The organism is Microbacterium sp. zg-Y818 (assembly GCF_030246905.1).
Taxonomy (GTDB): domain Bacteria; phylum Actinomycetota; class Actinomycetes; order Actinomycetales; family Microbacteriaceae; genus Microbacterium.
In genome coordinates this window covers 1,515,505-1,529,023 of the sequence record NZ_CP126741.1, presented here as the reverse complement: position 1 = coordinate 1,529,023, position 13,519 = coordinate 1,515,505, and the positions used below count along the sequence as shown (strand labels likewise).

Genomic DNA, 13,519 nt, shown 5'->3' with positions numbered 1-13,519 from the left:
CTCACGACACTGTGACTTCCGGCGACGCGATGACCCCTTCGGATCCCGGGCGGACCGCCGTCCTGGCCTCAGGAGGCACCCGCCGGGCGGCGCGGGCCGCCCAGTCGGCGCGATGGTCCCGCCGCCGCGGTGTGCTGAGCGTGTTCGCCTGCCTGGCCGTCGCCGGATTCGTCGGTGCCTACGTCGGCCCGATGGGCGGGGCCCTGTCCCAGGCGGTCGCCAAGGACGGCGAAACGGTGTCGCTGTACGCCGAGTCGATCGGCGACGCCCAGGCCTTCGCCGGGGGACGGGGCGAGGCGACACCCGAGCCGGTCACCTTCGAGCGCAGCGGCTACAGCGTCTACGTCACCCCCAAGCCGACGCCGACGCCCGAACCGCCCGCAGCGACGGGCTCGTCGGCATCGTCGTCATCACGTGCGGCGCCGCTTTTCTACACCGGAGGCGGCAGCGCCGCCGAGTGGATGGCGGCTGCGGGAATCCCGCAGAGCGACTGGGGATACGTCGACCACATCGTCGGCCGCGAGAGCGGATGGAACCCCAACGCGACGAACCGGTCCTCGGGTGCGTGCGGACTGGTGCAGGCGTACCCGTGCAGCAAGGTGCCGGGCAACGGCTACGACCCCGTGGACAACCTGAGGTGGGGCAACGGCTACGCAGTCGGCCGCTACGGCAGCTGGGCCGCGGCGTACGACTTCTGGAACAGCAACCACTGGTGGTGACCGCTTCGCCCATGGCCCGTTCTCGTCGGCGTCGTCCCGCCCCCGCGCGTAACGACTCGCTCGACCGGCTCATCGCCGGGCTCGCTCGCACGGAGGTGCGCCGCGGGGGCGAGTGGACCGTGCAGCCGGTCGCAGCGTCGAAGGCGCAGAAGACGTACATCTGCCCGGGGTGCGCACGCGCAGTCGAGCCGGGAGTGGCGCACCTCGTGACGTGGCGCGCCGACGACGTGCGAGGGGATGCCGCGGCGCTGGCCGACCGGCGTCACTGGCACACCGCATGCTGGAGGATCGGCTGACATGGAAATCCGAGGTCCGGTGCAGCTTCCCGCGCGCCGTGAAGACATCGAACTGCACACCGCCGACGGACTCACCCTCGTCGGTGAGCTCGCGACGCCTCTCGGCCACGACCCGGTCGCGACGCTGGTGACGCTGCATCCGCTGCCCACCGCCGGCGGTTTCATGGACTCCCACATCCTGCGCAAGGCCGCCGGCCGGCTGCCGGCCCTCGCCGACCTCGCTGTGCTGCGCTTCAACACCCGCGGCACCACGTCGCCGCGGGGTACCAGCGAAGGCGAGTTCGACGGCGGCAGGGCTGAAGCCCTCGATGTCGCCGCTGCCATGGCTTTCGTGCGGGAGCGAAGCCTTCCCCGGCCGTGGCTGGTCGGATGGTCGTTCGGGACGGAACTCGCGCTGAAGCACGGTCGTGACCACGACGACTTCGAGGGCCTCATCCTGCTGTCCCCACCGCTTCACCGCACCACCGCCGACGAGGTGGCCGCCTGGGCCGAGGATGGTCGCCCGGTGGTCGTGATCGTCCCCGAGTTCGACGACTATCTCCGCCCCGCCGAGGCCGCGGAGCGCTTCGCGTCGATCCCGCAGGCCGTCCTCGTGCCGGTGGAGGGCGGCCGGCACCTGTGGGTGGGCGAGACGCAGACGCGACGGGTGCTGAACGAGATCGTGGGAGTGGTCAACCCCGCGGCCGTGCCGCTGCCCACCGAGTGGCCCGATTCGGCCGACTGAGGCCGCTGACGCCGCGCCGTGCGGTGTCAGCGCTCGTTCTGCCGGGGAATGATCACCTGGCGGTAGATGATCAGGATGCTCGCGGCGACGGGGATGGCGATGAGCGCGCCCAGCAGGCCGAGCAGTGAGCCACCGGCCAGCGCCGCGATCACCACCACGGCACCGGGAATCGACACGGCACGGTTCATGATGCGCGGCGACAGCAGGTAGGCCTCGAGCTGCATGTAGATGACGTAGTAGATCAACGCCACGAGCGCGGTGCTGGGAGAGCCCAGCCCGGGGATGAGGCACGTCAGCACGATGATGGCGGATCCCGTCAGCGTGCCCACCAGGGGGATCAGCGAGAAGAAGAACGCGACGACGGCGAGCACCGCCGGGAAGGGGGCGCCGATGATGGACAGGAAGATCGCGCTCAGCACGCCGTTGATGACACCGAGACTGCCCTGGCCGATGACGTAGTAGCCCACCGACTTCGTGATCTGCTCCGACAGGTCGATGAAGCGCTCACGCTTGGATGCCGGAACGAGCTGATAGACCGCGGCTTTGAGGGACGGCGTCGATGCCGTGAAGTAGATGGTCAGGATCAGCACGATGAATGCACCGGTGAAGCCCGCGATGAGCGCCCCGCCGAGAGCCAGCAGGCTCTCACCGACGGACGTCCCGATCTCGCCGACGTCGAGCGTCGCGTACCAGTCCTCGAGATAGCCGAACACGACGTCGACGTCCAGGGCCGGGAAGACCCCGTGCATCCAGTCCTTGATCCCGGTCACCGGGTCGTCGAGGGCTCCGGAACGGAAGAGCTTCTGAATCTGGGCTACCAGCTGTGAGATCTGCCCGACGATGATCGGCACCACCATCAGCACGATGCCGGCGAAGGCGGCGAGCACAGCGAGGATGGTCGTGAGCACGGCCGACCAGCGGGGGAACCGGCGCCGCTCCAGCCACGAGATGATCGGGTCCAGGCCCAGCGACAGGAACAGGGCCGTCCCGACGTAGAGCAGCACCGTCTGCAGGGTGGACACCCCGGAGATGATCAGGAGGCCGACCCCGACACCGAGCGTTGCGATCAACGCCGTGCGGAACGGGTACTGGATCTTCACGTGCAGCCTCCTGCTTTCTCGGTTCCGCCAGGATACGCAGGCGCAGCCCTTCACCACGTCGGCGCGCCCTCCCGGGCGACATTCAGGTCGTTATCGCTAGGCTGAAACGTCGATTGTGTGCCCGCACGCGCGGTGAGGCGGGCTCAGAGAGGTGTTCTTCGTGCGATTCGTATGGGCAGTGGTGGCATTCGTGCTGGCCGCCCTGATGATCGGCGCCGGCCTCGCGCAGCGCACCGTGTTCCAGGGTCCCACTTCGCAGAGCGAGACGATCGAGGTTGCCGAGGACGTTCCCTACGTGCTCGTCGACGGCGGCGTGCTGCGCAGCCAGCCCGGTTCTCAGACACTGCGCGCACAGGGGGAGGGCGCGATCTTCGCCGCGTACGGCCGCACTGCGGACCTCGAGGCCTGGCTGTCGCCCTGGGAGTACGCCCACGTCGCGCTGGACGACGGCGTCGTGGCATCCGAGGTCGTCTCTCCGGCGGCGGAGCCCGCGACCGGTGATTCCCCAGAAGCCGCCGACGCAGCAGCGGGCACCGCATCCACCGATGCTGCGGCGACGACCGTCGCTCCGATGTCCCCGGCAGGGTCCGACCTCTGGCTCGACGAATTCACCGATGAGGACCTGCTCATCCAGACGCTGCAGCTCCCCGAGGACATGAGCGTGCTGATCGCCGCCGACGGCAGCGCCCCCGCGCCGTCGCGCCTGACGATCACCTGGCCGATCGCGAATGCGACTCCGTGGGCAGGCCCCCTCATCGCGGGTGGGATCATCGTCTTGGCCATCGGAATCGTTCTCTACATCCTCGGCATCCGCCATGTCCGACGCTCGCGCGGCCCGCGCCGCAAGGGCATTCCGATGCCGCACACGCAGCCGATCGACCTCTCCGTCGAGGAGGAGGCGAAGGGGGTCGTCAGCTCCTCTCCGAGGCGCCGTTCCCTTACCGGCAAGCGTCGCGGATTCATCGCGATTCCGGCCGTGGCCATGAGTGGCCTGCTCTTCGCCGGCTGCTCTTCGGAATCCTGGCCGCAGTTCGAAGCCTCACCGACACCGACGCCGAGCGCGACAGTGATCGCACCGGAGAGCCAGCAGCCGCCGGTGGTCACCGAACCCCAAGCCGAGCGCATCCTTCAGCGCGTCGCCGAGCAGGTGGCCGCTGCCGACGAGTCACTCGACGCCGACGTCGCAGCCACGCGGCTGACGGGACCCGCTCTCGCGGAGCGCCGCACGAATTACACCCTGCGCGGGGCGATCCCCGAGCAGAAGGCGCTGCCGCCGGTGCCAGCGGGTCCGCTGCCGATCCTGCTGCCGCAGGCGTACGAGGGGTGGCCCCGCACGTTCATGGCGGTGGTCGGCGATGAGGAGTCCGGCAACACGATCATGTTCCTGTCGCAGGAGGACCCGTGGTCGGAGTACAAGCTGTCGTACCTGGGCGGCCTGGATGCCACGACCGAGCTCCCGCTCGCGCCGGCGTACGTGGGCGCCACGCAGGTCTCACCCGACAACGCGTTCCTCGCCATCGCGCCGGAGGATCTGGCCACGGCCTACGCCGACGTACTCAACAACGGTGACCAGAGTCAGTACGCCGAGCTCTTCGACGACGCCGCTGACCAGTTCCGCGTGGGCGTGACGACCGACCGCGCCGCCCGTCTCGCCGCGTTCAATGAAACGGGTGCACAGACCGGCAGTCTCACGTTCGAGTCGGTGGCGGGATCCCAGCCGCCCGTCGCGCTGTCCACCCTCGAGAACGGCGCCATCGTCGCAGTCACCGTGAACGAGAACGAGACGGTGAAGCCGACCACCGAGGATGCCGTCATCAAGCTCGACGGCAACCCCACGGTGTCGACGCTCACCGGGGCCACGCAGTCGGCCTCCGGGTTCACGACGACCTTCGGGGACCAGCTCTTCTTCTACGTGCCTGCGAAGTCCTCCACCGAGCGGATCCAGCTGCTCGGGTACAGCTCCCACATCCTCGACGCGAAGGTGATTCCGTGACCGACCCCACCAGCTCCGTTCTGCGCGGCGCCGTAGACCTCTCCTCGCTGCGCAGCCGCCCGCAGCCGCCCGCCGCGGCCTCCGGTGACGGTGCTGCAGGTGCCGGCCCTTCGGCATCCGTTCCGAGCCTCATCGTGGACGTGACCGACGCCACCTTCGGCGAGATCCTCGAGCTGTCGCGCACGGTTCCCGTCGTCGTGGACCTCTGGGCCGAGTGGTGCGGGCCGTGCAAGCAGCTGAGCCCCGTGCTCGAGAAGGTGGTCACCGAGCTCGCCGGCCGCGTCGTGCTCGCGAAGGTCGACGTCGACGCCAACCCGCAGCTCGCGCAGGGCTTCCGTGCCCAGTCCATCCCGATGGTCGTCGCGCTCGTCGCAGGCCAGCCGGTGCCGCTGTTCACCGGCGCCGTTCCCGAGGCGCAGGTGCGCGAGGTGTTCGGCCAGCTGCTGCAGCTCGCCGCGCAGAACGGCGTGACCGGCACCGTTGATGCGGGGGAGCCGGGCGCTGCCGCCACCGAGGTGTCCGAGCCTGCGTTGCCGCCGCTGCACGCCGAGGCCTTCGACGCCATCGAGTCCGGCGACTACGCGCGGGCAGCCGCCGCATACGAGCAGGCTCTCGCCGAGAACCCCCGCGATGAAGAGGCCCGCTCGGGCCTCGGACAGGTGCGACTGCTCGAGCGCGTGCAGGGGCTGGACCTGCAGGCGACCCGCGCCGCCGCGGCCGCCGCGCCGCATGACGTGCAGGCGCAGTTCGCCGTCGCCGACCTGGATGTCGCGGGCGGCCATGTCGAGGACGCCTTCACGCGCCTGCTGCAGCTGTTCGCGGAACTTCCGACGGACGAGCGTGCTCCGGTGCGCGAGCGTCTGCTGGAGCTGTTCGGGCTCGTCGGCGACGCCGACCCCCGCGTGCTGCACGCCCGTCGCGCACTGGCCAACCTCATGTTCTGACCCGCGCGGGTCGCGCGGTCACTGCACCGAATCACGCGACATCGCGCAGGCGTCGGGGCCGCGTGGCGGGCAAGCCACGCGGCCCGAAAGCCGCAAGCGTGGGTCAGCCCTCGTGGCGGAGCCAGAGCACCCCGAGCGGGGGGAGCACCATCGTCGCGCGGCCGCCCTCGCCGGCGTGGACCGAGCCCATGTTGCCGACCCCCGACCCGCCGTACTCCGCGGCGTCGGTGTTGAGCACCTCGCGCCACGTGCCGGCAGCGGGCAGATCGAGCTCGAACCCGTGGACCGGCACACCGGAGAAGTTGCAGACGACCGTGACCACACCGCCGTCATCGTCGCGGCGCGCGAAGGCGAGGACGTTCGGGTTCCACACGGGGCCGCCCACCCGCGAGAACGCGGCGCCATCGTGGTCGCGCTGCCAGAGGGCGGGGTGCTCCCGGTACAGCCGGTTGAGCGTCGCGACATAGGAATGCAGCTGCTGGTGTGCCGGCTGGTCCAGCAGCCACCAGTCGAGGCTGCGCCCCTCGGACCACTCCGCGATCTGCCCGAACTCCTGACCCATGAACAGCAGCTGCTTGCCGGGGTGCCCCCACATGTACGCCAGGAAGGCACGCATGTTCGCAAGCTTCTGCCAGTGATCGCCGGGCATGCGGCTGAAGAGCGTGCCCTTGCCGTGCACGACCTCGTCGTGGCTGATCGGCAGGATGAAGTTCTCGCTGAAGGCGTAGACGAAGGAGAACGACAGCTCGCCCTCGTGGTGCGCGCGGTACATCGGATCCCGCTTGATGTACTGGAGCGAGTCGTTCATCCAGCCCATGTTCCACTTGAACCCGAACCCCAGCCCGCCCTCGCTGGTCGGCGCGGTGACTCCGGGGAAGCTGGTGGACTCCTCGGCGATCATCGCGATGCCGGGGAAGCGCTTGTACGCCGTGGCGTTGACCTCCTGCAGGAAGCCGATCGCCTCGAGGTTCTCGCGGCCGCCGTGGATGTTGGGGACCCATTCGCCCGGTTCGCGGGAGTAGTCGAGGTACAGCATGGATGCCACGGCATCCACGCGCAGCCCGTCGACGTGGAACTCCTCGAACCAGTACAGGGCGTTTGCCACCAGGAAGTTGCGCACCTCACGGCGCCCGTAATCGAAGATGAGCGTGCCCCAGTCGCGGTGCTCGCCCCGGCGCGGATCGCCGTGCTCGTACAGGGTGTCGCCATCGAATCGGGCGAGCGCGAAGGCGTCCTTCGGGAAGTGTCCCGGCACCCAGTCCATGATCACGCCGATGCCGGCCTGGTGAAGGCGGTCGATCAGGAAGCGCAGGTCATCGGGGTCGCCGAACCGGCTGGTCGGCGCGTAGTACCCGCTGACCTGGTAGCCCCACGACCCGCCGAACGGGTGCTCGGCGAGCGGCATGAACTCCACGTGCGTGAAGCCCTGCGCGGTGACGTATTCGATGAGCTGGTCGGCGGCATCGCGGTACGACAGCCCTGGACGCCACGACCCGAGGTGCACCTCGTACGTCGACATGGGCTGCGCGTGGGGCGAGCTGCGCTCCCGCGCAGCAACCCAGTCGCCGTCCTCCCATCGGTACGCGGTGTCGGTGACGACGGATGCCGTGCCGGGCGGAATCTCGGCCAGGCGAGCCATCGGGTCGGCCTTGAGGATCCACTGCCCGCCACGGGTGAGGATCTCGAACTTGTAGACGGTGCCGACGCCGATGTCGGGGATGAACAGCTCCCACACGCCGCTGCCGCCGAGCGACCGCATCGCGTGCCCCTGTCCGTCCCATCCGTTGAAGTCGCCGACCACCCGCACCGCCTGGGCGTTGGGCGCCCACACGGTGAATCCCACGCCCTCTACGCCCTGCGAACGGCGCACGTGCGCGCCGAGCGCGAGCCAGAGCTGCTCGTGCCGACCCTCGCCGATCAGGTGCAGATCGAGTTCGCCGATCGTCGGGAGAAAGCGGTACGGGTCCTCTGCGATGTAGCCGGTGCCGTCGTCGTAGGTCGAAGCGAGGACGTATGCCGGAGCGTCCGACGCGGCGAACTCGCCCTCCCAGATGCCGGCGCGCAGGTGGTGAAGTGCGACCTTGCGTCCGTCGGCGAGTTCCGCGGTCACCGTCGCCGCGAGGGGGCGGCGTGCGCGGATCACCCAGCGTCCATCACCGGCGGGGTGGATGCCGAGCACCTCGTGGGGCGCGTGGTACGAGCCGGTTGCGACCGTATCGAGTATCCGGTCATCGGGCGGGGTCATCGGCGCTCCTTCACGTGCAGGATGTGGGCTGGCTCGTGGAAGGCATCCAGCCGCACGAAGTTGTGGTCGGTCCAGGTCCATTCGGCCCCGCTGACCAGGTCGACGACGTCGAACGCCTCGCCCGGATTGACGCCCCACTGGGCGGTGTCGAGGTGCACCATCGTCTGGCGGGCCGAGTGCGGGTCTACGTTGGCGACCACGATGATCGTGTCGGCGACGCCGTCGGGTGACAGCGCGGCCGGCAGGTGCTTGGAGTAGACGAGGATGGCGTCGTCGTCGCTGCGGTGGATGCGGAGGTTGCGCAGCTGCCGCAGCGCCGGATGCGCGCGACGGATCTCGTTGAGCCGCGTGAGGAACGGCGCCAGCGAGTCACCGCTCGCCTCGGCGGCCGCCCAGTCGCGCAGCTTGTACTCGTACTTCTCGTTGTCGATGTTCTCTTCGGAGCCCGGGCGCGCGACGTTCTCGTAGAGCTCGTATCCGGCGTAGACGCCGTACGAGGCCCCGGCGGTCGCCGCGATCGCCGCACGCACCCGGTAGGCGGGACGGCCTCCGTACTGCAGGTACTCGGTCAGGATGTCGGGCGTGTTGACGAAGAGGTTCGGCCGCATGAAGTCGGCGGTCTCGTCACTGACCGATCCCAGGAACTCCTCGAGCTCGGCCTTGGTGTTGCGCCAGGTGAAGTACGAGTAGCTCTGCTGGAAGCCCGCGATCGCCAGACGCTGCATCGGCGCCGGGCGGGTGAACGCCTCGGCGAGGAACACCACGTCGGGGTCCTCGTCGTTGACGGTGGCGATGAGCCACTCCCAGAACTGCAGCGGCTTGGTGTGCGGGTTGTCGACGCGGAAGATCTTCACGCCCTGCGCGATCCAGTGCCGGACGATCCGCAGCACCTCGGCACGGATGCCCTCGGGATCGTTGTCGAAGTTCACCGGGTAGATGTCCTGGTACTTCTTCGGCGGGTTCTCGGCGTAGGCGATGGATCCGTCGGGCAGGGTGGTGAACCACTCCGGGTGCTCGGTGACCCACGGGTGGTCGGGCGCGGCCTGCAGTGCCAGGTCGATGGCGACCTCGAGGCCGTGACCGGCGGCGGCCTTCACGAAGGCGCGGAAGTCCTCGATCGTGCCGAGATCGGGGTGCACCGCGTCGTGTCCGCCCGCCGCGGAGCCGATGGCCCAGGGCGAGCCGGGGTCGCCGGGCTGGGGGTCGAGCGTGTTGTTGCGGCCCTTGCGGTTGGTTTCGCCGATCGGGTGGATGGGCGGGAGGTAGAGCACATCGAAGCCCATCGCCGCCACTGCCGGAAGCCGCTCGGCGGCGGTGCGGAACGTCCCGCTCTGCACCGTGCCGTCGGTGCGTCTCACGGCACCTTCGGAACGGGGGAAGAACTCGTACCAGGCGCCGACGCCGGCGCGCTCGCGCTCCACCAGCAGCTCATGGGTCGGGCCGACGGTGAGGAGGGACTGCAGCGGGCGCGCGGCGAACAGTGCCGCGATCTCGGGGTCCCGGACGATCTCGAGCGCAGCGCTGTCGGAGAGTGACGCGTCACGCAGCCGCGCGGCGGCGGCTTCGAGCCGGCGCCGTTCCGCGGCGGGACGCGACCTCTCCACGGCAGCACGCTGGAACAGCAGCGCCCCGGATTCCCGCATGAGCTCGGCATCCACGCCGGCCGCGATCTTCAGATCGGCTGCGTGCTCCCAGGTGGCGAAGTCATCGCCGAAGGCCTCGAACCGGAACCGCCAGACCCCCTGCGCGGTGGGGGAGACCAGCACGCTCCACCGGTCGAATCCGTCGTTCAGCGGCGACAGGCGGTGCAGCGACTCCTCGCCGTTCGGAGCGAACAGCCGAAGGTGCACGCCGATGAGGTCGTGGCCCTCACGGAACGCGGTGACGCGGAACGGCACCGCCTCGCCGACGAAGGCGGTGGGCCGGAAACCGGGGTCGGGAACGCTTGGCCGGGGAAGGGCGAGGGGAATGCGGCCCGCGACGGTGTCGGATGCCGACTGCCACGGCACAGCGGGGCGGAGCGGCAGTTCGGCGGTGCTCCGCCAGGGGCGCGACGGGGGTGTTTTCTTCGTTGTGGCCACCTCTCGAACCTACCGTTCCCGACGATCGGGGCGCAGGACTTGCGCATCGCTGAGCGGCATGACAGTTGCGCGTCACTCCACGCGGAACAGCCGCATCGATGTGCCGGGTATCGCGATGGTCTCCCCGGGAGCGTGGACCGTCGCGGTCGTGTCCGGAGTCTCGTCGGCGCTGGACCAGAGGCTGACGAAGCGCTCGGCGTCGTCGAGGCGGGGGAGGGTGACCTCGACGTCGCGTTCGTAGCCGTGCACGATCAGCAGGATGCGGTTGGGCGCCTCGTGCTCCCGCGTCGAGGCCGCGACGTACTGCAGGGTGCGGTGGGAGGGATCGGTCCACCGTTCACCCGACATGGTGTTGCCGTGCTCGTCGTACCAGTGCATCCGCGACGCGCCGGGGACCTCTCGCTCTTCGGAGGCGAAGCGGGTGGGGCGCAGCGCCGGGTTCTCCTGCCGCAGCCGGATGAGCCTCTGCACGTGGGCGAACTGGTCGCGCTGCCAGGGCTCGTGATCCCACGACAGCCAGGTCAGGGAGGAGTCGTGGCAGTAGGCGTTGTTGTTGCCGCGCTGGGTGCGCGCGAACTCGTCGCCGGCGGTGAGCATGGGAACGCCGGCAGACAGCAGCAGGGTGCCGAGCAGATTGCGCATGGCCTTGCGGCGGGTCGCGAGGATGCCGGGGTCATCGGTGCGGCCCTCCGCACCGTGGTTGAAGGAGCGGTTGGTGTCGGCGCCGTCGCGGTTCTGCTCGCCGTTGCCGAGGTTGTGCTTGACGTCGTAGGACACCAGGTCGCGCAGGGTGAACCCGTCGTGCGCCGTGACGAAGTTCACGCTCGCCAACGGCCCGCGTTCGCCGCTGAAGGTGTTGGACGAGCCCGCCAGGCGCGTGGCGAAGCCACCAACGCCGACGGGGGCGGTCGAGGCGCGCCGGATGTAATCGATGTCGCTCAGCCAGAAGTTGCGCACCCGGTCGCGGTAGCGGTCGTTCCACTCCTGCCAGCCCTGGCCGAAGTTGCCGGTCTGCCACCCGCCCATCCCCACGTCCCAGGGCTCGGCGATCTTCTTCACACCGACCAGCGCGGGGTCATCGACGATCGCGCGCAGCAGGGCGTGGTCGGGCGTGAACTCGTGGTTGCCGTCCCTGCCCAGGGTCACGGCCAGGTCGAAGCGGAATCCGTCGATCTGCACGTCGTTCGCCCAGTAGCGCAGCGAATCCAGCACCAGGCGCGCCGCGGCATCCGTCGCCGTGTTGACCGAGTTTCCGCATCCCGTCACGTCGATGTAGGAGCCGTCGTCGTGCTGGCGGTAATAGCCGCGGTTGTCCAGCCCTCGCAGGCTCGTGCGCGGCCCGCCGATGTCTGCCTCGGCGGTGTGGTTGTAGACCACGTCGAGGATCACTTCGAGGCCGGCGGCGTGAAGGTCCTTCACCATGGTCTTGAATTCCCGCAGCACCGCGTCCGGGCCCTCTCGCCGCGACGCCTCGGTGGCGTACGCGTCGTGCGGAGCGAAGTAGCCGACGCTGTTGTAGCCCCAGTAGTTGGTCAGGCCGAGGTTCAGCAGCCGCGGCTCCGACGCGAAGGCGTGCACCGGGAGCAGTTCGATGCTGGTGACGCCGAGACTGCGGAAATGCTCGATCATGGCGGGGTGCGCGAGCCCGGCGTACGTGCCGTGGAGCGCTGGCGGCACATCCGGATGCCGCTTGCTGATGCCCTTCACGTGGGCTTCGTAGATCACGGTGCGGTCCAGCGGCACGGCGGGCTTGGTCACGCCCTCCCAGTCGAAGGCGCCGTCGACGGCGACGCAGCGCCACTCGCCCACACCCCGCGAGATCAGTCCCCGTGCGTACGGCTCAACCAGCAGGGTCTGGAAATTGAACATGTCTCCGGCGCCGCTCGGCCCATCTGCCCGCACCGCATAGCGCGTACCCGCTTTCAGCGCCGGCGACGACCCCTGCCACACGTCACCCGGTCCCCGCTCGAGGGCGACGGCGTCGGTGGCCCAATCGGGGTCCTCAGGGTCGAACAGCACCAGCTCCATCGACGTCGCACGGGCGGACCAGACGCGCAGCGTGCCGCCGTCGTCGTCGAGGGTCACGCCCAGGTCGTCGAGCTGCGGGTTGCGCAGCGCCGCGGTGACGGGGTCGATCAGGGGGGTCGGACTCGGGGTGTCCATGGCGCCCAGACTAACCGTCGCCGACTGGCGCTGTGTACGCCCCTGGGCGAGAGTGGACGGGTGAGCGTCTATCTCGACCATGCCGCCACCACGCCGCTGCGGCCCGAGGCACGCGATGCGTGGGTGGCCGCGAGTGCGACCGTCGGCAACCCCTCATCGATCCACGGCGGGGGCCAAGCGGCGCGACGCGTTCTCGAGGATGCCAGGGAGCGCATCGCCGCTGCGCTTCACGCCGACCCCATCGAGGTCGTGTTCACCTCGGGTGGCACCGAGTCGGTCAACCTGGCGATCAAGGGGCTGTGGTGGGCGCGGGCAGCAGGCGCGCAGGCCGTCGTGCTTCCCGACGGGGAGCACCACGCGACCCTCGACACGGTCGCCTGGCTGAACGCGCACCAGGGCGCGGAGGTGCGGGCCGTGCCCCTGCACCCGACGGGCGCGATCGACACCGATGCGTTCGCCGCTGCTCTCCCCGGCGCCGCGCTCGCCACGGCGCTCGTCGCCAACAACGAAGTGGGCACCGTCAACGACGTCGTCGCGCTCGCCGCCGCCTCAGCAACGGCGGGCGTACCGCTGCACCTGGATGCCGTCGGCGCGTTCGGGCATCTGGACGTCGACTTCGCGCTCTGGCGGGGCGATGCCTCGGGGGCCGCGGGGCTGTCGACCCTGAGTGTCTCCGCCCACAAGGTCGGCGGGCCGGTGGGAATCGGCGCCCTCGTGGTCTCGCGACACGTGACCCCCGCCGCTCTGCTGCACGGCGGAGGTCAGCAGCGCGGACTGCGCTCGGGCACGCAGGATGTCGCCGGTGCGGCAGCGTTCGCTGTGGCCGCCGAGCTCGCCGTCGCGGAACGAGAGAGCGAGGCCGCACGCCTCGGCGCACTCCGGGATCGCCTGGTGGACGGCATCCGCCACGTCGTCCCCGAGGCTCAGCTGCTGGGCGACCCGCTGCGCCGGCTGCCGGGGAATGCGCACCTGCTCTTCCCGGGGGTCGCGGGGGAGACCCTGCTGTTCCTGCTCGATCAACAGGGCATCGCCGTGTCGACAGGCTCCGCCTGCCAGGCCGGCGTGCCCGAGCCCTCCCACGTGGTGCGCGCACTCGGGCGTTCCGACGACGAGGCGCGCAGCGTGCTGCGCGTGAGTCTCGGCCGCACGACGACGGCCGCCGACGTCGACGCCCTGCTGGCGGCGCTGCCCGAGGCGCATACCCGAGCAGCGGCGGCAGGAGCCCGGGCGCGCGCCCGCTCGTAGACTGGGATG

General features: G+C 70.0%; 10 protein-coding genes. 6 read left to right on the top strand and 4 right to left on the bottom strand.

Annotated elements, in window-relative coordinates; translation table 11 throughout:
- The first annotated feature begins 11 nt into the window (after positions 1-11).
- Genes QNO21_RS07035 through QNO21_RS07025 form a run of 3 tightly spaced genes read left to right on the top strand, consistent with a single transcriptional unit; the run spans position 12 to position 1,739 of the window.
- On the top strand, positions 12-719 hold the full coding sequence (locus tag QNO21_RS07035; RefSeq protein ID WP_257519026.1) for an aggregation-promoting factor C-terminal-like domain-containing protein: 708 nt from the start codon (positions 12-14) through the stop codon (positions 717-719).
- A gap of 11 nt (positions 720-730) precedes the next feature.
- Positions 731-1,015, top strand: coding sequence for an Rv1322 family protein (locus QNO21_RS07030; RefSeq protein WP_257519025.1), 285 nt, complete (start codon positions 731-733; stop codon positions 1,013-1,015).
- A gap of 1 nt (position 1,016) precedes the next feature.
- Positions 1,017-1,739, top strand: a complete 723-nt coding sequence (locus QNO21_RS07025) for an alpha/beta hydrolase (RefSeq protein ID WP_257519024.1) — start codon at positions 1,017-1,019, stop codon at positions 1,737-1,739.
- A gap of 26 nt (positions 1,740-1,765) precedes the next feature.
- Here QNO21_RS07025 and QNO21_RS07020 read toward each other — a convergent pair whose 3' ends face one another.
- The gene (locus tag QNO21_RS07020) at positions 1,766-2,839 is read right to left on the bottom strand and encodes an AI-2E family transporter (RefSeq protein WP_257516555.1); all 1,074 of its coding nucleotides are present in this window, start codon (positions 2,837-2,839) and stop codon (positions 1,766-1,768) included.
- A 160-nt stretch (positions 2,840-2,999) separates the two neighbouring features.
- Between QNO21_RS07020 and QNO21_RS07015 the strand changes: the two genes are divergently transcribed.
- Together QNO21_RS07015 and QNO21_RS07010 are read left to right on the top strand one after the other, a co-directional pair.
- Positions 3,000-4,832, top strand: a complete 1,833-nt coding sequence (locus tag QNO21_RS07015) for a DUF8094 domain-containing protein (RefSeq protein ID WP_257519023.1) — start codon at positions 3,000-3,002, stop codon at positions 4,830-4,832.
- Positions 4,829-5,776, top strand: a complete 948-nt coding sequence (locus QNO21_RS07010) for a tetratricopeptide repeat protein (RefSeq protein ID WP_257519022.1) — start codon at positions 4,829-4,831, stop codon at positions 5,774-5,776. The genes QNO21_RS07015 and QNO21_RS07010 overlap by 4 nt, the downstream gene beginning before the upstream one ends.
- A gap of 103 nt (positions 5,777-5,879) precedes the next feature.
- Here QNO21_RS07010 and glgB read toward each other — a convergent pair whose 3' ends face one another.
- The 3 genes from glgB to glgX form a co-directional block, all read right to left on the bottom strand.
- Positions 5,880-8,021 carry a 1,4-alpha-glucan branching protein GlgB gene (glgB, locus tag QNO21_RS07005; protein WP_257519021.1) on the bottom strand — a complete coding sequence of 714 codons (2,142 nt, stop codon included), beginning with the start codon at positions 8,019-8,021 and terminating at the stop codon, positions 5,880-5,882.
- Positions 8,018-10,102 (bottom strand): alpha-1,4-glucan--maltose-1-phosphate maltosyltransferase, encoded by a 2,085-nt coding sequence (locus tag QNO21_RS07000; protein ID WP_257519020.1) that lies wholly within the window; start codon positions 10,100-10,102, stop codon positions 8,018-8,020. Before QNO21_RS07000 ends, glgB begins: the two co-directional genes overlap by 4 nt.
- Before the next feature lie 72 nt (positions 10,103-10,174).
- Positions 10,175-12,265, bottom strand: a complete 2,091-nt coding sequence (gene glgX / locus QNO21_RS06995; RefSeq protein ID WP_257519019.1) for a glycogen debranching protein GlgX — start codon at positions 12,263-12,265, stop codon at positions 10,175-10,177.
- 60 nt (positions 12,266-12,325) lie between these two features.
- On the opposite strand from glgX, the gene QNO21_RS06990 reads away from it, so the two are divergent.
- Positions 12,326-13,510: a cysteine desulfurase family protein gene (locus QNO21_RS06990; protein WP_257519018.1), complete on the top strand. Its 1,185-nt coding sequence runs from the start codon at positions 12,326-12,328 to the stop codon at positions 13,508-13,510.
- Positions 13,511-13,519 lie beyond the last annotated feature (9 nt).

Bases quoted from the DNA above. Each gene is read 5' to 3' on its own strand.
- QNO21_RS07030 (WP_257519025.1), top strand. From the start codon at position 731: ATGGCCCGTTCTCGTCGGCGTCGTCCCGCCCCCGCGCGTAACGACTCG.
- QNO21_RS07025 (WP_257519024.1), top strand. From the start codon at position 1,017: ATGGAAATCCGAGGTCCGGTGCAGCTTCCCGCGCGCCGTGAAGACATC.
- glgB (WP_257519021.1), bottom strand. From the start codon at position 8,021: ATGACCCCGCCCGATGACCGGATACTCGATACGGTCGCAACCGGCTCG.
- glgX (WP_257519019.1), bottom strand. From the start codon at position 12,265: ATGGACACCCCGAGTCCGACCCCCCTGATCGACCCCGTCACCGCGGCG.